This window comes from Pseudomonas sp. H3_C08 (assembly GCF_054669455.1).
On the sequence record NZ_CP162803.1, the window covers coordinates 1,415,510 to 1,437,544 of the forward strand.

The window sequence follows — 22,035 nt, forward strand, 5'->3', positions numbered from 1 at the left end:
TAAGCACTTGAACGAGGTTTAATATGGATCAGATGTTGCTGAGGAAAAGTGCAGAATGTCTGGAAGAAGTTATTAATAAATATGCATTCACTGATGCGGAGGTTGATGGTTTATATAAGTCGTTATCAACTTTGATCGCTGATGCTCTTGCTGGAAAAATTTTACTTCCCATGCAATGGGGAGATGTACCCGGTGCCTACGGTTTTCTTGAGGGTGGCCTGCGACAATATCGTGACATTGAAACCGCATATGCCATTTTTAAAATAGAAGTTACTGGTGGTGAAAGTCCCCTTCTGAAAAGGGTGAAGGGGGACAGACCACGTTTAACGTAATTGACTGCAACAATAGGTAAAAATTTGCCGTCATTTGTACCTTGCGGCCCGCTAAGCTTTCAGTTCGACCAATTGAAGGAGATAAATGGGGACAGACCACGTTTAAAAAAGTACTCCGAAAACATGGTATGTCCCCGTTTTCTCTAAAATTCACTCCCTCGATCCGCCCAAGGACGGGCAGGTAGTTCCTAGGTGTGATAACTGCCCTAATATTTCCGGAGTCGAATAATGGAAATGCACGGCGAATTTCTGGAAATCAATGATCTTGATTGGTTTGCCTCATGTCGAGGTGGGGTCATCGCTCATTTCGCTACAGGTGGACATGGAGTTGTGCCCGACGATGTCCGGCAGTCAATTTCCAGATATGAAGAAATTTATGATTACTTCTATTCAAGGCCTGAGGGCGTGGGCGTTGAGATAGTAGAAGCCAATTTGCTTGAGTTTGCCGATGAAGCTCAGCGTGTGCGCTATTTAAAAACTTTTGTTGAAATGGCCGGCAGAGGGTTATTCAGTCATGACGCTTCCGAGCAGGGTGGTTATAAATTAATTGCTAAACCAAAATCGGCGCTAAAGTTAGTGGATCTCCCGAAGTTGATGCAGTCTTCTATTTGCAAGCTACCATTAGAGCTCACCGATTGGATACGTTGCGACGACTTCACTAAAGATTAAATGGGAAAGACACATAAAAAGTGCTTTGAAACGGTAAAAGGGGACAGGCCATGTTTGGAAAGCACTTCGAAAACGTGGTCTGTCCCCCTTTTTACTTGTTGCGTGTAGATAAATAATGAGAATTTTTTATTATCAATCGCTTCCTGACTTGATGCCTGCAGAAGATATGGCAAACGAGTTCCATGAGCTGCTGACAGAAAAGTCTTTCTCTGGACAGTCGAAGCATGATTTTTTAGAAGCTTTGTTAGAGCTCAGTGATCGTCAGTGGCACACCTATGAACTGTTATGCGAGCCACTAAAGACTCAAATTGAAAAAGTCTTGATCGCTGAGTGGGATGGGTTTGATTTCGATTTTGCTGAAGGATCGATCGTCGTTGCGGCACATCTTGGGTTGGTTGGACTGTTCGACTTTATATCAAGCCAAAATGTCAGTGAGCTTTCCTCAGAAGTGGCTATCGAGATCAAAGAGGCAATTACCGAGCTGGGTGATAATATCGCTGATCCGTACAGTGGTATGAAATAAATGTGGGTAGACCATGTTTAGCGAATATTTTGAATCAGCCGGCTGACCCCGGTTTTCACCGTTTTCGAGGTCAACGTAGCTTCATAGGAGCCTGAGCCATTTGAAATTACACATTCATTTCCCTGACAACCTCATCTCTGATGACTTGCTCAGACAGCAACGGATTCCCTGTCTTTGCAAGGTTTCAACGCAGTTCGAAATTTCCTTCTCGGATACAGTTCCTGAATCATCCGGGATCGTATCTGGCTGGAATCGTGAGGAGCTGGAGCGCCGGGCGGTCGCCGGGGCGGGTGGTCAATACACCCACTATGCCAATAGTCTGATTACCTTAAGCAAAATTAGCGAAGGCCTTTACCAGATCATTGATCTTGAAATGTTCTACCGAAGCTTTGGTTGGTGCGCTGTTTTCCGAGATGGACAATACGCACCCGCCGGAAATTTCTGGGACGATGAGCCCACGAAAAACTAAAACGCCCCGAACTCTATCGGGGCGTTTTCATTTACCGGGCCGAGCCAGCAAAGTGTTTACCGAAACGCCGGCACCACATGCTTGATAAACAGCTCCAACGACTTCTTCTTCTCCTCATGCGGCAAGCTGTTGTCACACCAGAAACTGAACTCATCCACCCCCAGTTCCTGGTAGTACTTGATCCGCGGAATGATCTCCTCCGGCGTCCCGATCATCGCCGTTTTGTGCAAACTCTCCAGCTCAAACTCCGGACGCCCGGCAAACTTCTCTTCCGGGCTCGGCGCGAGGAAACCGTTGACCGGCGTCTCCTTGTTACCAAACCACGCATCGAAAGTGCGGTAGAAGCGTGAAATAGCTTTCGCGCCGACTTTCCAGCCATCCGGATTATCAGCGGTGTGCACGTGAGTGTGGCGCAGCACCATCAATTGCGGACGCGGCACATCCGGGTTGTTATCCAGCGCAGTCTGGAACTTGTTCTTCAGGTCGAGGACTTCTTCGTCGCCCTTCATCAGCGGCGTGACCATCACGTTGCAGCCGTTGGCCACGGCGAAGTTATGCGAATCCGGGTCGCGGGCGGCGATCCACATCGGTGGGTTCGGCTTCTGGATTGGCTTCGGCACGCTGGTGGAGGTGGGGAATTTCCAGATGTCGCCGTCGTGGGCGTAGTCGCCTTGCCACAGGGCGCGGACCACCGGGACCATTTCGCGCAATGCCTGGCCACCGCTGGAGGCTGGCATGCCGCCGGCCATGCGATCGAATTCAACCTGATAGGCGCCACGGGCCAGGCCGACTTCCATGCGGCCATTGCTGATCACGTCGAGCAACGCGCATTCACCGGCAACCCGCAGTGGGTGCCAGAACGGCGCGATGATGGTGCCGGCGCCGAGGTGGATGGTGGTGGTTTTGGCGGCGAGGTAGGCGAGCAGTGGCATCGGACTCGGCGAAATGGTGTATTCCATGGCGTGGTGTTCGCCGATCCACACGGTGCTGAAACCGCCGGCTTCGGCCATCAGGGTCAGTTCGGTGAGGTCTTCGAACAGTTGGCGGTGGCTGACGCTTTCGTCCCAGCGTTCCATGTGGATGAACAGGGAAAATTTCATGACGCTTCCTCGGATCTTTTGTTGTTGAGGCTACAAAACTTGTAGGAGTGAGCCTGCTTGCGATGGCGGTGTGTCAGAAAACATATCGACATCGGATAAATCGCTATCGCGAGCAGGCTCACTCCTACAGTTGATTTGTGCGGGGCTGACGATCAGGCCAGGACGGGCAGGGCGCCCATCTTGCCGTGGCAATACACCAGCGGGCCGGCGATTTGCTCGGGAACGATCAGGTTCTTCACCGCGCCGACCATGATGGCGTGGTCGCCGCCTTCGTATTCGCGCCACAGCTCACACTCGATGATAGCTGTCGCGTTGGCCAGGATCGGGTTACCCAGTTCGCTCAAGGTCCATTCGAAAGAAAAATGGGGACAGACCAAAAGAAAAATGGGGACAGACCACGTTTAGAAAGCGCTCTGAAAACGTGGTCTGTCCCCTTGTCCCCTTTATTGATCTATTTAAGGCTAAATATCCAAACATTACTGTAAATGTTTTCGATAATGGTGGTGTAATTCGTCCAACCAAGAAAAAAGGAATCTGAGATGTTGCACGAAGAGCGCGTTACGTACGAAATCCTTAAATCATGGGCGCTGGAGTGCTATTACGAGGGGTGCCGTGATCATGCGGTGACGAAATAAATGGGGACAGACCACGTTTGAAAAGCACTTTGAAAACGTGGTCTGTCCCCGTTTTACAAGGGTTGAAGTGATGAAAATTTATAAAGGTAATATTTCTAAAGAGTCATTGAACCTGTTTGTATCGGATATTGGTTCCGGGGAGTTTTTTTCGTATGTAGGAAATCTGGTTTCACTGGAGCAAACGATTTCTGTTCTAGGTTTGCTTTCTCCTGATTTTATTGAACTTGACGGCCACGTTTTCTGGTTGCCCAACGCTGAGCAATACGACCCACAAAAGTTTCCGCTGAAGGGGCTGGTCGAGACCGACAGTGGTGTGTTGGAGCAAAGTGCATTGCGTAGAGACGTTGAACGATACAGAAATATTTTTTCAATAAATCAGTTCTTTTCAAAGTGGGAAGATGCGCCGGATCGACCCGTGTTTAAGGTTGGTCTGTCGGAAGAAGACTATCGTCTTTGCCACTTGTTTGCCGAGCAGCTCACTGGATATTGGAAGCGCGCGTTATCAGACTGCTTTCCAGAGAAGGTGTTTCAGTTTGAAGTTGCTGACGATCTTCTCGATGAATATGGGGTTTGTCTGACATTCTGGCAATCGTAGTTGTAACCCCCCCAGCAGTTCGCCATAGGTCAGGAAAAGTCAGGACATGCCACGTTTAGTTCGCGCTTGGGAGGCAGGCGATGCTCAAGAATTATCCGTAAATGGGCCGTCCCCGTTTTTCCGTTTTTCGCTGGAACTGTCGCGCTGGAGGGCACTGCCCATATAGGGTGAGACGGCATTGTCAGCGTGGATTCACTTTATTCAGACTCCTCAGGTACCAGGTAGTACCGAAGAAATTGCAATTTAGGATAAATGGGATAAATGGGATAAATGGGATAAATGGGATAAATGGGGACAGACCACGGCTTTGCAATTTATTCAAAAAACGTGGTCTGTCCCCCGTTTTACCCCTGGTAGCCAAAGGCATTCCGGCCGTGGATGCGGGAAGGATCTCCAATTACTTAGGAACACAAGAGGTTTGGAACAATCTTGTAAAGGAAGCGGCTGATACCTATACCCATTAATTCAATAATCGCAGCGCTTTTTAAACACCACCACATGGCAAGATAAATGGGGTCAGACCACTTTAATGTAGTAAGATAAATGGTCAGGCCACTTTAATGTAGTTGGCTGCAACAATACGTAAAAATTTGCCGTCATTTGTGCCTTGCGGCCCGCTAAGCTTTCAGTTCGACCAATTGAAAGGATTCATCGATGCCGCGTAGACCACGAGTTTTGATACCAGGCGTTCCGTTGCACTTGATTCAGCGAGGAAACAATAGGTCTGTGTGTTTTTTTACCGACGAAGACTATCTTTTTTATCTGGAGCTTTTAGACGAACAGGCTTCTAAAAATGAATGTGATATTCATGCGTGGTGCCTAATGACCAATCATGTTCACTTGTTAGTCAGTCCTCATTATGTCAACAGCGCAAGCCTGCTGATGAAAGGTGTCGGCCAGAGGTACGTCCAATACATAAATCGTGCGTATAGTCGCAGCGGAAGTTTGTGGGAAGGCCGGTATCGTTCATGCCTTGTTGAGAGTGAACGATATTTGTTGTGCTGTTATCGATACATCGAAATGAATCCCGTCAGAGCGAAAATGGTAAATCATCCGGCAGAATATCGCTGGTCAAGTTACCGTGTTAACGCACACTCAGAGCGATCACACATTGTTACCCCTCATGCTCAGTATTTGGCGCTTGGAGGGCAGGGAAGGCAGCCGGCAGAAGCTTACCGCGAACTGTTCAAAAATGACTTAGAGTCAGAATTGGTTGACCAGATTCGTGACGCGACCAATGGAAATAATGTTTTTGGCGGTTCAAAGTTTGCTGTTGATGTCGAGGAAATGATCGGTCGTCGCGTGCAGCGAGGGAGCCCGGGACGGCCAAAAAAATCGATCATTTAGTGAAAACGTGGTCTGTCCCCTTTTTATGTGTCCCCGTTTCTGCCATGCACAATCAGAACGCTCACACATTGTTACTCCTCATGCTCAGTATTTGGCGCTTGGAGGGCGGGGCGGGCACCCGGCGGATTCTTACCGCGAACTGTTCAAAAATGACTTAGAGTCTGGTGGACCAGATTCGCGACGCGACCAATGGATATAATGTTTTTGGCGGTTCAAAATTTGCTGTTGATGTCGAGACAATGATCTGTCACCGCGTACAGCGAGGGCGCTTGGGACGGCCGAAAAAGTCGACCATTTAGTGAAAACGTGGTCTGTCCCCGTTTTCCTTCATTGCGACGGTCGTGGGGGCAGCGACACAGGGGAAAGGATTCTGGGTGACACAGGCTGCAGGGGGCGGCGGCTCTCTGACAGGTAGCGTGATAAAGAGGGAGGATCCGATCTCTCCAGTAGTAGGATCAGTTGCCGGCACACACTCGGCTTCTATGGGGGACCCGTGATCTCGAATATGTTGAAACCCATTGTGCCGGAATCCACATCATAGGTTTTGGGCAACATGGGCGGATCTTATGGATCTGAAGCGCTTTCAGACTGGATTCAAAATGTGGTGGGTAAAAAGTGAGGCCAAAAAAAATAGGAGTGGGAACCTTCCTTCTGGTTTCCATCCTCTGTTATCTGCTGTTTGTTGCAGTGGGTTTAATCTCCGTGTTGTGCGGTGCGATTTTCGTTTTTCTGCAAGACGGAGTCTGGTTGTACAGTTATGAGAGCGTATGGCGTGTACTGAAAGGTGCTGGAGCCTATGCGATGGCGGCAGTGGTTTACCTGGTAATCAAAACGATCCACGGGATATGGAAAGCCAGGCAACAGAACAAGCATGGTGGTTAACCGGCTTTCTTCTCTCTGTGGTTCGGGGTCGTTGTAATGCGAAGCCGATCCGGGAGGACCGTTACAGCTCTGCGCCTGATGATTCACTTCATCACGCACAGCTTTCGCCAGACTTTCCCGGTAATGCTATTCCCCGTAGATGACAATGAAGTCATGGCCGTGGGTAAATGGGGGCAGACCACGTTTAGAAGGCACTCCAAAACGGGTCTGTCGCCGTTTTCACAAATCAGACTGCTCGTCCACCATTATTAGCAAATGCCAATGAACCTACGCTAATTTCTAATCGAGTCACGACCAAAGCGACGTCCAAAAAGAAAGTTCTCCCAAATGGCAATATGGCTGATGCACATGCAGAAATTGGCGTGATCCAGCAGGCGTTCACTGCAGGAAAAACGGTCGGGGCGAGCATGGAACTCAGGATATCTGGAAAGGCAGTATGCGGGTTCTGCCGTGGAGACATTGCTGCAATGGCTAACGAGTCTGGTCTGTCCTTTCTTACCATCAAAGAGCTTGCGACAGGTAAAACGCTTTATTGGCGCCCTGGAATGAAATCAGTAAAAGAGGTGAAATAATATGAAGCGCTCTCTCTCTTGGACGGTCGGTTTTGGCAGAACCTGTGAAGGTGGCACGCAAAGAGATCCATCTTGGAATGATGTCGTTGCGCACCTTGAAGAGTCCTGCCGAAATTTGGGGAGTGTAACCCTGGATATTGAAGAATTAGCAGGCTTCGAACTCTTGACATTGCAGGTTGTTGCAGAGACAGGCAAGTACGCACTGACTCTCGGCGTTGATGATGGCGATGACTACGATGTCAAAGTATTTTGCGGCGATAAAAATCGTGGCGGAATCATGCATATCCAAGGCGACGCCGTTGCTGGTTCAGCCATCTGCTCAAATTTTGAGATTGTCGTGGAGATATTCAAGCAGCTCTTCGACAGTGGCGGAGTGTCGCCAGCGCTCATGAACTGACGTTTAACTCGAGCGACTCCGGCCAAAACAAAAAACGCCCCAAATCACCCGGGGCGTTTTTCATTTATCGAACACTAAATTTCGGACGCTCACCGAAATGCCGGCACCACATGCTTGATAAACAGCTCCAACGATTTCTTCTTCTCCTCATGCGGCAAGCTGTTGTCACACCAGAAACTGAACTCATCCACCCCCAATTCCTGGTAGTACTTGATCCGTGGAATGATCTCTTCCGGCGTACCAATCATCGCCGTCTTGTGCAAACTCTCCAGCTCAAACTCCGGACGCCCGGCAAACTTCTCTTCCGGGCTCGGCGCGAGGAAACCGTTGACCGGCGTTTCCTTGTTGCCAAACCACGCATCGAACGTGCGATAGAAACGTGAGATCGCTTTCGCCCCGACTTTCCAGCCATCCGGATTATCAGCGGTGTGTACGTGAGTGTGACGCAGCACCATCAGTTGCGGGCGTGGCACGTCGGGGTTGTTGTCCAGCGCAGTCTGGAATTTGTTCTTCAGGTCGAGGACTTCTTCGTCGCCTTTCATCAGCGGCGTGACCATCACGTTGCAGCCGTTGGCCACAGCGAAGTTGTGCGAATCCGGGTCGCGGGCGGCGATCCACATCGGTGGGTTCGGCTTCTGGATTGGCTTCGGCACGCTGGTGGAGGTGGGGAATTTCCAGATATCGCCGTCGTGAGCGTAGTCGCCTTGCCACAGGGCGCGGACCACCGGGACCATTTCGCGCAATGCCTGGCCACCGCTGGAGGCTGGCATGCCGCCGGCCATGCGATCGAATTCAACCTGATAGGCGCCACGGGCCAGGCCGACTTCCATGCGGCCATTGCTGATCACGTCGAGCAACGCGCATTCACCGGCAACCCGCAGTGGGTGCCAGAACGGCGCGATGATGGTGCCGGCGCCGAGGTGGATGGTGGTGGTTTTGGCGGCGAGGTAGGCGAGCAGTGGCATCGGACTCGGCGAAATGGTGTATTCCATGGCGTGGTGTTCGCCGATCCACACGGTGCTGAAACCGCCGGCTTCGGCCATCAGGGTCAGTTCGGTGAGGTCTTCGAACAGTTGGCGGTGGCTGACGCTTTCGTCCCAGCGTTCCATGTGGATGAACAGGGAAAATTTCATGACGCTTCCTCGGATCTTTTGTTGTTGAGGCTACAAAACTTGTAGGAGTGAGCCTGCTTGCGATGGCGGTGTGTCAGAAAACATATCGACATCGGATAAATCGCTATCGCGAGCAGGCTCACTCCTACAGTTGATTTGTGCGGGGCTGACGATCAGGCCAGGACGGGCAGGGCGCCCATCTTGCCGTGGCAGTACACCAGCGGTCCGGCGATTTGCTCGGGGACGATCAGGTTCTTCACCGCGCCGACCATGATGGCGTGGTCGCCGCCTTCGTATTCGCGCCACAGTTCACACTCGATGATAGCTGTCGCGTTGGCGAGGATCGGGTTACCCAGTTCGCTCAAGGTCCACTCGATGCCCTGCGCCTTGTCTTTGCCTTTGCGGGCGAAGGCGTAGGCCTCGCTTTGCTGGCCGCCGGACAGAACGTGAATGGCAAAGCGCTTGTTCTTGATCAGCACCGGGTAGGAATCAGAACTGTAGTTGGGGCAGAACAGCACCAGCGCCGGGTCCATCGACAGCGAGCTGAACGCACTGGCCGTCAGGCCGACGATCTGGCCGTCATCGTCCAGCGTGGTGATAACGGTTACGCCGGACGGGAACGAACCCATGACTTGTTTGTAGATGGCGGCATCGATCATTGGTCGGTCCTCGGGTGTGGTGCTGCTATTTTTATGTGTTTGTTGGTCTGATGGTATACCAGTATTCGATCTTTGCAAGGCCTTTTAAGCTGAACCGATAAACGTGCCGCGTTCGTCGGAAACTCAGTATTTACGGGGCTTTCGGCTGGTCTGCAGGCCACGGTTTCAGCGAGGATGGCGTATCAGCTGGCGTCGTAAACTACGGATCAGTCTTGTGAATTGTTTGGAATACCATAATATGGTCTGCATCTGAGGGGCGGCCAGAGAGTCCCCCCGGTTTGGCTTCATACAACGATAAGAACAGACAAACTCGAGTTCATGCATATGTCCCAGATGTCCCGGCAAGATCCGTTGATCGAGAACCATACGGTCGACTACGTCCCACTCGCGGAACGCCACGGGAAGGCCCGCGACCTATTCACTCTTTGGTTCAGCACCAACATTGCGCCACTGCCCATCGTCACCGGCGCCATGGTGGTTCAGGTGTTCCATCTCGATTTGCTCTGGGGGCTGCTGGCGATTGCGCTGGGGCACATGATCGGCGGCGTGGTGATCGCGCTGGCCTCGGCGCAAGGCCCGCGCATGGGTATTCCGCAAATGGTCCAGAGTCGCGGCCAGTTCGGGCGTTACGGCGCGCTGCTGATCGTGTTCTTCGCGGCGCTGATCTACATCGGTTTCTTCATTTCCAACATCGTGCTGGCCGGTAAATCCATCGTCGGCATTGCGCCGTCTGTGACGGCGCCATTGAGCATTCTGATCGGCGCACTGGCGGCCACGGCGATTGGCGTGATCGGCTACAACTTCATTCACACGCTGAACCGCATCGGCACCTGGGTGATGGGCAGCGCGTTGCTCGCTGGGTTCATCTATATCTTTGCCCATGACTTGCCGGCGGATTTTCTCACTCGCGGCAGTTTCAACCTGTCCGGCTGGCTGGCGACGGTGTCGCTGGGGATCATCTGGCAGATCAGTTTCTCGCCGTACGTGTCCGATTACTCGCGATACTTGCCGGCGGATATCGGCATAGCCAAGCCGTTCTGGGCGACTTATCTGGGCGCGACGCTGGGGACGATTCTATCGTTCAGCTTTGGCGCCGTTGCGGTGCTGGCGACCCCGGAAGGTACCGAAGCGATGGTCGCGGTCAAGCAATCGACCGGGTGGCTCGGGCCGATTCTGATGGTGTTGTTTTTGCTGAATATCATCAGCCACAACGCGCTGAATCTGTATGGCGCGGTGTTGTCGATCATCACCTCGATCCAGACCTTCGCCAGCCAATGGACGCCGAGCATCAAGGTGCGTGTGGTGTTGTCGAGCGTGGTGCTCGCGGGTTGCTGCGTGGTAGCACTGGGTGCGTCGGCGGATTTCATTTCCGAGTTCATCGGTTTGATTCTGGCGCTGCTGCTGGTGCTGGTGCCGTGGGCGTCGATCAACCTGATCGACTTCTACCTGATCAAGCGCGGCTGCTACGACATCACCTCGATCTTCAGCGCTGATGGCGGGGTTTACGGGCGCTTTAATCTGCACGCGATCATTGCTTACTTCATCGGCATTATTGTGCAGTTGCCGTTCGCCAACACCTCGCTATACGTCGGGCCGTACGCCAATCTGGTCGAGGGCGCGGACTTGTCCTGGCTGGTGGGCCTGGTGGTCACCGTGCCGTTGTATTACTGCCTGGCCACACGCGGCCAGACTCAGCAGAGCAGGGCGGCGAGATTGGGTTACACCGACTGAGCTGATCCGTTACTCGACAATGCCCGGCCAAGTGCCGGGCATTGTTGTTTCCGCATCCCGGCGGTCAATCAAATTGGCCACATCGATCCCCTTTTGGCCCATCCCCCACTGTGCTCCAGCTACGCTGTCAGCAAGAATCAAAACCACAACAAGACGCTCGACCCTTTTTACCCTTGGCTACCTTTACAGCCGCTGCCGTGTACAGAACATAAAAACCATCGAACTCACGCTGCCTTTTGGGGAACAACCATGGTCACGATGAAACGCATTCTGGGTGCCACTATGTGTGGGCTGACGCTGCTGGCCGGCGCTGTCCAGGCTGAGCAACGCGAACTGCGCGTGTACAACTGGGCGGACTACATCCTGCCGTCCGTGCCCAAGGATTTCGCTGCAAAAAGCGGCATCAAAGTGACCTGGGACACCTTCGACACTAACGAATCCCTCGAAGCCAAGCTGCTGACCGGCAACTCCGGTTACGACCTGGTGGTGCCGTCGAACCAGTTCCTCGAAACGCAGATCAAGGCTGGCGTATTTCAGAAACTGGATAAATCGAAACTGCCGAACTGGAGCCATCAGGATCCGGAACTGTTGAAACTGCTGGGCAAGAACGATCCGGGCAACCAGTACGGCGTGCCTTACATGGTCGGCACTGTGCTGATTGGCTTCAACCCGTCCAAGGTCAAGGCTGCATTGGGCGACAACGCGCCGGTGGACAGCTGGGATCTGGTGTTCAAACCGGAGAACATGGAAAAACTCAAATCCTGCGGTGTAGCGATGCTTGATTCGCCGACAGAAATCCTGCCGTTGGCCCTGCATTACCTGGGCCTCGACCCGAACAGCCAGAACCCCGCCGACTATGAAAAAGCCAAGGAGTTGATGCTCAAGGTTCGTCCATACGTGACGTACTTCAACTCGGCCAAATACATGACCGACATCGCCAACGGCGACATCTGCGTGGCGATCGGTTACTCCGGCAGCTTCTATCAGTTCGGCAACCGCGCCAAAGAGGCGAAAAACGGCGTAGTGGTCGACTGGCGTCTGCCCAAGGAAGGCGCGCCGATCTGGTTCGACACCTTCGCGATTCCGAAGAGCGCGAAGAACGTCGCCGAAGCGCATGAATTCCTCAACAACCTGCTCGATCCGAAAGTGATCGCACCGATCAGCGACTTCCTCGGCTACCCGAATGCGAACAAGGATTCGATGCCGCTGATCAACAAGGAAATCACCGGTAACCCGAACCTTACACCGACCCCGGAAGCACTGGAAAACCTCTACGTCGTGCAGCCGTTGCCGCAGAAGCTCGAGCGCGTGCGTACGCGGGTGTGGACCAACATCAAGTCCGATAAGTAACACGATCCCCTGTAGGAGTGAGCCTGCTCGCGATAGCGGTCTGTCGGGCAACGCGGTGTTGACTGGCAGACCGCTATCGCGAGCAGGCTCACTCCTACAAGGTTTTGTGGTGTGTCATTCAGTGCGGCGTTCGGCATCTTTGGTCATCACCAGGCTCAGCAAAACCGAACTCAGGATGACCCCACCCACCACCGCCAGCGACCACTCCACCGGCATGTGCAACCACGGCATCAACACCATCTTGCCGCCGATAAACACCAGCACAATCGCCAACCCATACTTGAGCAGATGAAAGCGGTCCGCCATATCTGCCAGCAGAAAATACAGCGCACGCAGGCCCATGATCGCGAAGATATTCGAAGTGAAGACAATGAACGGGTCAGTGGTCACGGCGAAGATCGCCGGAATGCTGTCGACCGCGAACATCAAGTCACTGGCCTCGATCAGCACCAGCACCAGAAACATCGGCGTGGCCCAGCGCACGCCGTTTTGCAGCACAAAAAACCGTTCGCCATGAAACCCGCTGGTGATGCGCATATGCCCGCGCACCCAGCGCAGCAACGGATTCTTGTCCAGGTCCGGCTGGTGGTCGGCAAACACCAGCATCTTGATCCCGGTGATGATCAGGAACACGCCGAACGCGTACAGCAGCCACTCGAACTGCGACACCAGCCACACGCCGGCGAAAATCATCACCGCGCGCATCACGATCGCCCCGAGCACGCCGTACAGCAGCACCCGCCGCTGTAACTCCGGCGGTACGGCGAAGTAGCTGAAGATCATCACGAAGACGAACATGTTGTCGATCGACAGCGATTGCTCGATCAGATACCCGGTAAGGAATTCGAGGGTTTTCTGCCGGGCAATGTCAGCGCCGAACGCGCCGTGCAGATACCACCAGAGCAGCGCCGCGAAACTCAGTGCCAGCAAGCACCAGGCGATGACCCAGGACAAGGCTTCGCGAACCGACACCCGATGCGCCTTGCGCCCACCGAAGACAAACAGGTCCAATGCCAGCATGGCAAGCACGAAGACGATGAAGGCGGCCCACATCCACGGTTCGCCGATATTGATGTTGGTGGCTGGCATGTCACGCTCCCTGTCTATTCTTGGATTGGCGTCAGACGAGGCCATGCTAGCGACGAGTTTGCGACAAAGAAAAATCGTTTATTTCTGCGCAACAGTTCGTTAAAAACGAACTATCTGCCCTCGTTAACAGCTCGGGCAATTTTTACGGAGCAATGTTTTCAGCGATGAATACCGACATTCTCGAACCTCAAGCGGTGTGCAGTCCGATCACCAGCAGCGCAATATTCATCGTCGCGACGCTGAATGCCGGGCCTGAAACCGCGCAAACCGTCAAAGACTGGTGCGGCGATGTCGCCGGGCTGGTGCGTTCGGTTGGCAAGCGCGTACCGACCGGCAATCTGACCTGCATCTGCGGCTTTTCCTCGAACGCCTGGGATCGCCTGTTTGGCCATCCGCGCCCGGCGTCGCTGCACGATTTTCGCGAGTTTGGCGAGGAAGGGCGGCACGCTCCGGCAACCCCGGGCGATCTGCTGCTACACATTCGCGCCGATCAAATGGACCTGTGTTTTGAACTGGCCACGCAGATCATGGCGGTTCTCGGTAATGCGGTGACGGTGGTCGACGAAGTGCAAGGTTTTCGCTATTTCGACATGCGCAGCATCATCGGTTTTGTCGACGGCACGGAAAACCCGGTCGGGCGCAAAGCGGTCAACTTCACCATCGTCGGTGACGAAGACCCCGAGTTCAGCGGCGGCAGCTACGTGCTGGTGCAGAAATACCAGCACAACATGACCGCGTGGAACGGCCTGAGTGTTGAAGCACAGGAGCGCGTTATCGGTCGCACCAAGCTCTCCGATATCGAACTGGATGACGCGGTCAAACCGAGCAACTCGCACAGCGCGCTGACCACCATCACCAACGCAGCCGGCGAGGAAGTGAAAATTCTCCGTGACAACATGCCGTTCGGTCGGCCGGGGGCAGGGGAGTTCGGCACTTTCTTCATCGGTTACGCGCGCTCGCCCGAGCCGATCGAGCAGATGCTGGAAAACATGTTTGTCGGCAAGCCACCGGGTAATTACGACAAGTTGCTGGATTTCAGCACCGCCGTCACTGGCAGCCTGTATTTCGTGCCGTCAGCGGACTTGCTGGAAGCACTGGCGGATCGCTGATCAGCGAAAAAACTCCCCCGGCGTTTCGCCAAACTGTTGGCGAAACGCGGCGATAAACGCCGAGGTCGAGTCGTAACCACAGGCCAGCGCAACGTCGGTGACGCGTTCGCCTTTTTCCAGCGGTGTCAGTGCACCGAGCAGGCGCAAACGCTGGCGCCAGGCGCGGAAGGTCAGGCCGGTGTCACGTTGAAACAGGCGGGTTAGGGTCTTTTCGGTGACGCCGAACTTCTCGCTCCAGTGGCTCAGTGTGGTCTGCTGTTCCGGGTGTTGCTCAAGGCTCTGGTAGATCTGCTTCAAGCGGGCGTCTTGTGGCAACGGCAGCATCAGATCGATCTGCGGCGCCTCGGCCAATTGATCGAGGATGACCTGGGCCAGACGTCCGTGCGGGCCGCTTTGCTCGTATTCCACCGGAACCTCACTGAACGCGCGAATCAGTTCCCGGAGCAGGTCGCTGACACCGAGCACATGGCAGCGCTCAAGCGCCCATCCGGCGACGCTGCAATCGATGTAGAGACTGCGCATTTCCGTGTGCGGCGAGCTGAACACCCGATGCGGCACGCCCGCCGGGATCCACACGGCGCGCTCCGGCGGAGCGACAAAGCGGCCGGCGCTGGTCTGGATTTCCAGTACGCCCTGAATCGCGTAGGACAGCTGCACCCACGGGTGACTATGCCGCCGGGTCAGGGCGCGATTGGGCAGTGATTCGGTGCGGCCGTAGAGCGGGCGCGGCAGGCTGGGCAGCCCGGGAATGCTGCGACGGACGCTTTTCTCATGTCCTTTAGGCGGCATCTTGTGACCCTTCGGCGTTAGTCGGTAATTGGCAGTCACGTTAGAGTCGTCGGCACGCACTGGCAACCCCCGGATGAACCGACCATGACTCGCCCCCGCTTTTTGCCTGACAACTTCACCCTGACGCTGATCGGCGTCGTGTTGCTGGCCAGCTTCCTGCCGGCCAGCGGCCAGGTCGCCGTCGGCTTCGGCTGGCTGACCAACCTCGCCATCGCGCTGCTGTTTTTCCTGCATGGCGCCAAGCTCTCGCGCGAATCGATCATTGCTGGCGCCGGCCACTGGCGCCTGCATTTGCTGGTGTTTGGCCTGACGTTTGTCCTTTTCCCGCTACTGGGCCTGGCGCTGAAACCGCTGCTGTCACCGCTGATCGGCGACAAGCTGTACATGGGCATGCTTTACCTGTGCGCATTGCCGGCCACGGTGCAGTCGGCGATCGCCTTCACCTCGCTGGCGCGGGGGAATATTCCGGCGGCGATTTGCAGCGCGGCGGCGTCGAGTCTGTTCGGGATTTTCCTCACTCCGCTGTTGGTGACGCTGCTGCTCGACGTACACGGTGATGGCGGTTCGACGCTGGATGCGATCCTGAAAATCAGCGTGCAATTGTTGCTACCGTTCATTGCCGGGCAGATCGCCCGTCGCTGGATCGGTGCGTGGGTCGGACGCAACAAGAACTGGCTGAAGTTTGTTGATCAGGGTTCGATTTTGCTGGTCGTCTACGGCGCATTCAGCGAGGCGGTCAACGAAGGCATCTGGCATCAGATTCCGCTCATCGAGCTGCTGGGGCTGGTGGTGGTCTGCTGCATTCTGCTGGCGCTGGTGCTGTTGGCGTCGACGCTGTTGGGCAAGGCGTTTGGCTTCAGCCAGGAAGACCGCATCACCATTCTGTTCTGCGGTTCGAAAAAGAGCCTGGCCACCGGCGTGCCGATGGCGCAGGTGTTGTTTGCCGGCAGCACGATTGGCGTGTTGATCCTGCCGTTGATGCTGTTCCATCAGATCCAGTTGATGGTCTGTGCGGTGCTCGCTCAGCGCTACGCCAAGCGCCCGGAATCGGTGCCAGAGCTGATGGCACAAGTCGATCCATAACACACCCCACCGTGTAGGAGCTGCCGCAGGCTGCGATCTTTTGATCTTGTCTTTTAAAAAACAAAGATCGCAGCCTTCGGCAGCTCCTACAGGGGCGGGGAGATCAGACGATGTCGTCGATCAGGATATGCGATAGCCCTTTGCTGCACTGCTCGATGCGTGCTTCGACCTTGTAGACCTCGCGCAGCATCTGCTCGGTGATCACCTCATTGCTCGGGCCGCTGCCCTGACTGGTGCCATCGGCAATCACCAGCACCTGATCGGCGAAGCGCAACGCCTGATTCAGATCATGGATGGCAATGAACACAATCACCTCGCGTTTGCGCGCGAGGTTGCGCATGAAATTCAGCACTTGCACTTGTCGATGCATGTCGAGGGCGCTGGTCGGTTCGTCCATCAGCAGGATTTCCGGTTCGCGCACCAGCGTCTGGGCGATGGAGACCAACTGCTGCTGACCGCCGCTGAGTTCACCAAGGTTACGGAACGACAGCCCGGTGATGCCCAGCGCGGCGAGAATCTCGTCGACCAGTTTCAGCTCATCATCGTGGACCACCCAGCCCGGGGTCAGTTGCTTGCGCGCCAGCAGCACGGATTCGTACACCGTCAAACGCGCACTGGCGTTCAGGCCTTGAGGCATGTAGCTGATGCCGCTCGGGCCTTTTTTTGAGTCCTGCAAAATCACTTGCCCGGGGCCATCGATCAGCCCGGCCATGCGTTTGAACAGGGTCGATTTACCGGCCGCATTGGGCCCGACCACGGCAACCACCTGACCGCCAGAAAACGTTGCCGTCGAGACACTACGAATGATCTCGCGCTGGCCGTAGCGCGCGCCCAGATTGTCCAGTTGCAGCGTCACCATGAGTTTTTCTTCCCGCCGAGAATCAGTGAAATGAAGAACGGTACGCCGATCAGCGAGGTGACCACGCCGATAGGGAAAATCGCACCGGGGATCAAGGTCTTGCTGACCACCGAACTGGCCGAGAGAATCAACGAGCCGGTGAGCAAGGAGGCCGGCAAAAAGAAGCGCTGATCTTCACCGATCAGCATGCGCGCGATGTGCGGCCCGACCAGACCGATGAAGCCGATGGTGCCGACGAAGGCCACGGGAAACGAGGCGAGCAGGCTGACCATGATCAGCGTCTGAAAGCGCAGGCTGCGCACGTTGATGCCGAAACTGGCAGCCTTGTCGTCGCCCAGGCGCAGGGCGGTCAGGGCCCAGGCGCGTTTGGCGAAGATCGGCAGGGTGATCAGGATCACCAGGCAGATCACCCCGAGTTTCGGCCAAGTAGCTTTGGTCAGGCTGCCCATGGTCCAGAACACCACGGCGGCGACGGCTTGCTCGGTGGCGAAGAACTGCACCAGCGCCAGCAGCGCATTGAAAGTGAACACCAGCGCGATGCCGAGCAGCACGATGGTTTCGGCAGTGACGCCACGACGCATGCTCAGAAAGTGAATCAACAGCGCCGAGAGCATGGCCATGATGAAGGCGTTGAGCGGCACCATGAATTGCGCGGCCAGCGGGAACAACGCCACACCGAACGCCAGGCCCAGCGCCGCGCCGAAACTGGCGGCAGCGGAAATGCCCAAGGTGAACGGACTGGCCAACGGGTTATTGAGGATGGTCTGCATCTGCGCGCCGGCCAGCGATAACGCCGCGCCAACGGCCACTGCCATCAACGCCACTGGCAGACGAATGTCCCACATCACCACGCGCACTTGTGGAGACGCGCTGTCCGGTGAAAACAATGCGCCGAGCACTTCGCTGAAGCTGTAACTCGCTGGCCCCAAAGCAAGGTCGAGCAGCACGCTGCACAACAGCAGAATCACCAGCCCGGCGAGGATCAGGCGTTTACGCAACACCAGTCGCCGATAGGTTTCGCGCTGCACCTCGACGGTGTCGGTCAATGAACTCATGGTTTGACCTCAGGATTGCGCAGGCTGACGAAGTAGCCCGACTCATACGGCACGGGCAGAAAACGCTCGTGCAGTTCGCGGAAGGAGGCGTCCGGGTCGAGATCGGCAAACAGCTCCGGGTGAAACCATTTGGCCAACTGCTGAATGGCCACGAACTGGTAAGGGCTGTTGTAGAACTGATGCCAGATGGCGTGGAAGGCTTGTGTCTCCTGAGCCTTGATCCCGGCGTAGGCCGGACGCTGCGTATACCACGCGAGTTTTTTCCGCGCCTGGTTCATGTCGGCGCCGGGCCCGACACCGACCCAATGGCCACCGGGTGCAAAGGCTTCCCAGTTGGCCGTGGTGACCACCACGTGCGCCGGATTGGCGACGATGACCTGCTCGGGATTCAACTGGCCAAACGTGGTCGGGATAATCCCCCGGGCGATATTGTTGCCGCCGGCCATGTCGACAAACAGACCAAAGTTCTCGTTGCCGAAACTCAGGCAGCAATCGTCGGTGTAGCCGCCGATGCGCTCGATGAACACGCTTGGACGCGTTGGGTGCTGTTTCTCGATGACGTCGGTGACGCGGTGAATCTGCTGGTTGCGAAAATCAATGAAGGCTTCGGCGCGTTGCTCTTTACCGAACAGTTTGCCGAACAGGCGCATGGTCGGTTCGGTGTTCTGCATCGGGTTGTTGCGAAAATCGACGTACACCACCGGGATGCCCAAAGCGTCGAGCTTCTCGATATAGCGCGCATCTTCGGTGGCGTGCTGCGCTTCTATATTGAGGATGATCACGTCCGGGCGCTGCGAGATCGCCTGTTCGATATCAAAGGTGCCGTCTTCAAAGCCGCCGAAGGTGGGGATTTTGGCAATGCCGGGGAATTGTCGCAGGTAGGCATTGTAGGTGTCCGGGTCGGACTGGACCAGGTCCTTGCGCCAGCCGACGATGCGTTCGATCGGGTTTTGTGTGTCCAGTGCGGCGAGCAGATACAACTGCCGGCCTTCACCGAGGATGACCCGTCTGACCGGCAGATGCACCTTGACCTTGCGCCCGAGCAGATCGGTCACTTCGGTGCGCGCCGTATCCGCTTCGCTGGCGTTTGCATTGCGCGGCGCCAGCGCAGACAGGCTCAGCAGTCCTGCCAGTAACAGCGCAGCCATCGCGAGGCTGCGTCGATCGAAAATCACCATGGTCAAAGCCTTTGCAAAGGTCAGTTCGGCAACGGCTCACACCGCTGTCCTGCTGAACGTTTCAGAAATCGACAGTCGCCGACAGTAATAAGGTGCGCGGTGAGCCTTGGGAGAACGCGCCGTAGGAAGCGACGCCCGACCAGTACTCGTGATCGAACACGTTCTGCACGGTGGCGCGAAACGTGGTCGGTCGATCATCGATGCGCGTGCTGTAGCGGGCGCCGACATCGAAGCGGGTCCAGTCATCGAGTTTTTGTGTGTTGGCCTGGTTCACGTACTGGCTGCCGGTGTGGATCGCGCCTCCGGTCAGTGTCAGCCCCTCGACCCAAGAGGTGTCCCATTCGGCCCAGAGGTTGGCCTGAACCTCGGGCACGCCGACCGGTTTGTTGCCGCGGTTGGCGGCCACGCCGGTTTTCGTCAGTTCGGCATTGAGCAGGGTCACGCCGCCGAGCAGGCGAGTGCCCGGCGTGACTTCGCCGAACACGTTCAGCTCCAGCCCGCGATTGCGTTGTTCGCCCTGCACCGAGAACACCCCGGAGGCCAGTTCGCCGCTGGGTTTGGTGATCTGAAACAGGCTGATGGTGGAGGTGAACGTGCCGTAATCGGCTTTGACCCCGAGTTCGTGCTGGCGGGAAACATAAGGGGCAAAGATCTCGCCAGCGTTGGACGCGGTGGAAGGCGCGATGTCGCCCTTGCTAAGCCCTTCGAGGTAGTTGTAGTAGAACGAAACGTGATCCCAAGGCTTGATCACCGCGCCGAACAACGGGGTCGTCCGGCCGTCGTCGTAGGACGTGGTCACCACGCCGGCGGCGTTGTAGTTGTCGGATTTGATGTTCTGTTTGCGCAAGCCCAGGGTTACCTGCGCGCGGTCATCGAGAATCGACAGCGTGTCGGCGAGCGCCACTCCAGTCAGCTCGCTCTGCGAGACTTTCGGCGTATCCGGCTTGGGGATGTAAGGTTTCGGGCGATCCACCGGGTGATAAATGTTCGACAGAATCGGTGCGCCGGAAATGATCCCGCGCGACAATACATCGCGATAGCGACTGACTTGCACGGTGGTGCGGTGACTGATCGGCCCGGTATCGAAGCGCAGCCGCGCACCGGCATCAACGGTGTAACGCTCGACTTCGAACTTGTAGTAGCCGGGGATCGACGAGGTGTCGCCAGCGGCATTGATAATGGTCGGCGTCTGGTCGGACATTCGCGCCACATCCGATTTGCCGCCGCCGGCATGGGCGAACACCGTCAATGCGTCGCTGAGGTCATATTCGCCGCTGAGCAGCGCCGATTTGTCACGGGTTTTCGACCAGCCCCAATCCTGACTGACGTTGCTGCGACCGTTGGCGGCGGAAGGAATGTCCACGCCCGAAGCAATGAGAAATGGCCGCGAGGCAGCGTCGAAGCTTTCTTTTTGGCTAAGCCAGTCGAAGGTCGTGCGCAGGCGCTCACCCTGATAATCGAGAGAGATCGCACCAATATCGACATGCCGCGATTGATCGTCGATCGCCGTGTTGCCCAGTTGCGTACTGCCGTTGAAGCGCACGCCAAAACGACGCTCTTCACCGAAACGTCGACTGACATCGAGATGGCCACCGGCCTGAGCATCCATGGCGTAACTGGCGGTGAAACGGGTCAGGTCTTCATCGAGGGAGCGTTTCGGCACCACGTTGATCACGCCGCCCACCGCGTTGTTGGGTGACATGCCGTAGAGCAGGGCGCCGGGGCCTTTGACCAGTTCGATGCGCTCGGCGTATTCGGTGAAAACCCGATAGTTGGGCGCCACACCGTAAACGCCGTCGAAGGCCAGTTCACCGAGGTTGCCTTCGCCGACGGGAAAGCCACGGATGAAGAACGAGTCGACAATCCCTCCGGTCTGGCCAGTGGAACGCACCGAAGAATCACGTTCCAGCACATCGCCGACGGTGACGGCCTGTTGATCCTTGATCAGCGCCGAGGTGTAGGTGCTGACGCTGAATGGCGCGTCCATCACATCCGTATTGCCAAGAATGCCCAGGCGCCCGCCGTTGGCCACTTGTCCACCTGCATACACTTCTGGCAGGGAATCGGCGCGCTTTTCGGTGCCGATGATCGATGTTTCATCCAGCGTCACCCGGCGCTGCACCAATGTGTAGCTGCCGTCGCTGCGCAAGACCATGTCCAGGCCACTGCCTGCCAGCAAGCGATTGACCGCCTCCTGCGTCGAGTAATTGCCGATCAGCGCAGCGCTCGTCAGGCCTTCGGCCAGCGAGGGCTCGAAAGACAGGGCAATGTTGGCGTCCACGGCGAAGTTCGACAGGGTCGCACCCAGCGGCCCGGCGGGAATGTTGTAGGCACGAACCGCGACAGCGTCCAGTTGCACCGGCACGGCGGCCAAGGCAAACGGGCAAACGGCACCGATCAGGACAAGGCTTAGCAACGCACTGCGAACAACGGGTTTGAGCTGACGTTCTGGGCGCAGATGGCGTGCGGCAAGCATGGATGAATGAGCCTATAAACAGGA

Annotated in this window: 20 protein-coding genes and 2 pseudogenes; 12 read left to right on the forward strand and 10 right to left on the reverse strand. The window is 56.0% G+C overall.

Annotation, left to right across the window (positions count from 1 at the left end; translation table 11 throughout):
* Nucleotides 1-23 precede the first annotated feature (23 nt).
* The 4 genes from AB4N74_RS06590 to AB4N74_RS06605 all read left to right on the forward strand — a co-directional run bounded on the left by AB4N74_RS06590 (nucleotide 24) and on the right by AB4N74_RS06605 (nucleotide 1,993).
* The gene (locus AB4N74_RS06590) at nucleotides 24-332 is read left to right on the forward strand and encodes a hypothetical protein (RefSeq protein WP_460098813.1); all 309 of its coding nucleotides are present in this window, start codon (nucleotides 24-26) and stop codon (nucleotides 330-332) included.
* Nucleotides 333-560: 228 nt separating this feature from the next.
* Nucleotides 561-1,001, forward strand: coding sequence for a hypothetical protein (locus AB4N74_RS06595; RefSeq protein ID WP_460098816.1), 441 nt, complete (start codon nucleotides 561-563; stop codon nucleotides 999-1,001).
* A gap of 115 nt (nucleotides 1,002-1,116) precedes the next feature.
* Nucleotides 1,117-1,524 (forward strand): hypothetical protein, encoded by a 408-nt coding sequence (locus AB4N74_RS06600; RefSeq protein WP_460098819.1) that lies wholly within the window; start codon nucleotides 1,117-1,119, stop codon nucleotides 1,522-1,524.
* Between the two features lie 100 nt (nucleotides 1,525-1,624).
* Nucleotides 1,625-1,993, forward strand: a complete 369-nt coding sequence (locus AB4N74_RS06605; protein WP_460098822.1) for a hypothetical protein — start codon at nucleotides 1,625-1,627, stop codon at nucleotides 1,991-1,993.
* A 56-nt stretch (nucleotides 1,994-2,049) separates the two neighbouring features.
* Here AB4N74_RS06605 and AB4N74_RS06610 read toward each other — a convergent pair whose 3' ends face one another.
* Both AB4N74_RS06610 and AB4N74_RS06615 read right to left on the reverse strand, forming a co-directional pair.
* Nucleotides 2,050-3,093 (reverse strand): LLM class flavin-dependent oxidoreductase, encoded by a 1,044-nt coding sequence (locus AB4N74_RS06610; protein WP_093437590.1) that lies wholly within the window; start codon nucleotides 3,091-3,093, stop codon nucleotides 2,050-2,052.
* Nucleotides 3,094-3,245: 152 nt separating this feature from the next.
* Nucleotides 3,246-3,446: pseudogene (locus tag AB4N74_RS06615) on the reverse strand (flavin reductase family protein); the annotation flags it as partial.
* A 352-nt stretch (nucleotides 3,447-3,798) separates the two neighbouring features.
* Here AB4N74_RS06615 and AB4N74_RS06620 point away from each other — a divergent pair.
* The 4 genes and pseudogenes from AB4N74_RS06620 (at nucleotide 3,799) to AB4N74_RS06635 (ending at nucleotide 7,521) form a co-directional block, all read left to right on the forward strand.
* The gene (locus AB4N74_RS06620; RefSeq protein ID WP_099758763.1) at nucleotides 3,799-4,323 is read left to right on the forward strand and encodes a hypothetical protein; all 525 of its coding nucleotides are present in this window, start codon (nucleotides 3,799-3,801) and stop codon (nucleotides 4,321-4,323) included.
* A 654-nt stretch (nucleotides 4,324-4,977) separates the two neighbouring features.
* On the forward strand, nucleotides 4,978-5,670 hold the full coding sequence (locus AB4N74_RS06625; RefSeq protein ID WP_460098826.1) for a transposase: 693 nt from the start codon (nucleotides 4,978-4,980) through the stop codon (nucleotides 5,668-5,670).
* 1,142 nt (nucleotides 5,671-6,812) lie between these two features.
* Nucleotides 6,813-7,124, forward strand: a pseudogene (locus AB4N74_RS06630) (cytidine deaminase-like fold-containing protein); the annotation flags it as partial.
* Between the two features lies 1 nt (nucleotide 7,125).
* Nucleotides 7,126-7,521: a DUF6911 family protein gene (locus AB4N74_RS06635; protein WP_150693585.1), complete on the forward strand. Its 396-nt coding sequence runs from the start codon at nucleotides 7,126-7,128 to the stop codon at nucleotides 7,519-7,521.
* 89 nt (nucleotides 7,522-7,610) lie between these two features.
* On the opposite strand, the gene AB4N74_RS06640 is transcribed toward AB4N74_RS06635, so the two are convergent.
* Complete coding sequence (locus tag AB4N74_RS06640) at nucleotides 7,611-8,654, reverse strand: LLM class flavin-dependent oxidoreductase (protein WP_093437590.1); 1,044 nt, start codon at nucleotides 8,652-8,654, stop codon at nucleotides 7,611-7,613.
* Between the two features lie 152 nt (nucleotides 8,655-8,806).
* Nucleotides 8,807-9,292, reverse strand: coding sequence for a flavin reductase family protein (locus AB4N74_RS06645; RefSeq protein WP_016987069.1), 486 nt, complete (start codon nucleotides 9,290-9,292; stop codon nucleotides 8,807-8,809).
* 324 nt (nucleotides 9,293-9,616) lie between these two features.
* Here AB4N74_RS06645 and AB4N74_RS06650 point away from each other — a divergent pair, with 324 nt between their 5' ends.
* Both AB4N74_RS06650 and AB4N74_RS06655 read left to right on the forward strand, forming a co-directional pair.
* Entirely contained in the window at nucleotides 9,617-11,023 is a 1,407-nt protein-coding gene (locus AB4N74_RS06650; protein ID WP_460098830.1) for a purine-cytosine permease family protein, read from the forward strand.
* 249 nt (nucleotides 11,024-11,272) lie between these two features.
* Nucleotides 11,273-12,373, forward strand: a complete 1,101-nt coding sequence (locus AB4N74_RS06655; protein WP_460098833.1) for a polyamine ABC transporter substrate-binding protein — start codon at nucleotides 11,273-11,275, stop codon at nucleotides 12,371-12,373.
* 114 nt (nucleotides 12,374-12,487) lie between these two features.
* Here AB4N74_RS06655 and AB4N74_RS06660 read toward each other — a convergent pair whose 3' ends face one another.
* Nucleotides 12,488-13,462: a TerC family protein gene (locus AB4N74_RS06660; protein WP_460098836.1), complete on the reverse strand. Its 975-nt coding sequence runs from the start codon at nucleotides 13,460-13,462 to the stop codon at nucleotides 12,488-12,490.
* 164 nt (nucleotides 13,463-13,626) lie between these two features.
* On the opposite strand from AB4N74_RS06660, the gene AB4N74_RS06665 reads away from it, so the two are divergent.
* On the forward strand, nucleotides 13,627-14,571 hold the full coding sequence (locus AB4N74_RS06665) for a Dyp-type peroxidase (protein ID WP_460098839.1): 945 nt from the start codon (nucleotides 13,627-13,629) through the stop codon (nucleotides 14,569-14,571).
* On the opposite strand, the gene AB4N74_RS06670 is transcribed toward AB4N74_RS06665, so the two are convergent.
* Entirely contained in the window at nucleotides 14,572-15,360 is a 789-nt protein-coding gene (locus AB4N74_RS06670; RefSeq protein ID WP_099758770.1) for an AraC family transcriptional regulator, read from the reverse strand.
* A gap of 84 nt (nucleotides 15,361-15,444) precedes the next feature.
* Here AB4N74_RS06670 and AB4N74_RS06675 point away from each other — a divergent pair, with 84 nt between their 5' ends.
* Nucleotides 15,445-16,443, forward strand: coding sequence for a bile acid:sodium symporter family protein (locus AB4N74_RS06675; protein WP_093437618.1), 999 nt, complete (start codon nucleotides 15,445-15,447; stop codon nucleotides 16,441-16,443).
* Nucleotides 16,444-16,546: 103 nt separating this feature from the next.
* Here the strand turns inward: AB4N74_RS06675 and AB4N74_RS06680 are convergent, their stop codons facing one another.
* The 4 genes from AB4N74_RS06680 to AB4N74_RS06695 form a co-directional block, all read right to left on the reverse strand.
* On the reverse strand, nucleotides 16,547-17,302 hold the full coding sequence (locus AB4N74_RS06680; protein WP_093437622.1) for an ABC transporter ATP-binding protein: 756 nt from the start codon (nucleotides 17,300-17,302) through the stop codon (nucleotides 16,547-16,549).
* Entirely contained in the window at nucleotides 17,296-18,357 is a 1,062-nt protein-coding gene (locus AB4N74_RS06685; protein ID WP_093437627.1) for a FecCD family ABC transporter permease, read from the reverse strand. Before AB4N74_RS06685 ends, AB4N74_RS06680 begins: the two co-directional genes overlap by 7 nt.
* The gene (locus AB4N74_RS06690; protein ID WP_460098844.1) at nucleotides 18,354-19,535 is read right to left on the reverse strand and encodes an ABC transporter substrate-binding protein; all 1,182 of its coding nucleotides are present in this window, start codon (nucleotides 19,533-19,535) and stop codon (nucleotides 18,354-18,356) included. The genes AB4N74_RS06685 and AB4N74_RS06690 overlap by 4 nt, the downstream gene beginning before the upstream one ends.
* A 61-nt stretch (nucleotides 19,536-19,596) precedes the next feature.
* A complete protein-coding gene (locus AB4N74_RS06695) occupies nucleotides 19,597-22,011 on the reverse strand; it encodes a TonB-dependent receptor (RefSeq protein ID WP_257358275.1) in 2,415 nt (804 codons plus the stop codon).
* Between the last annotated feature and the right edge of the window lie 24 nt (nucleotides 22,012-22,035).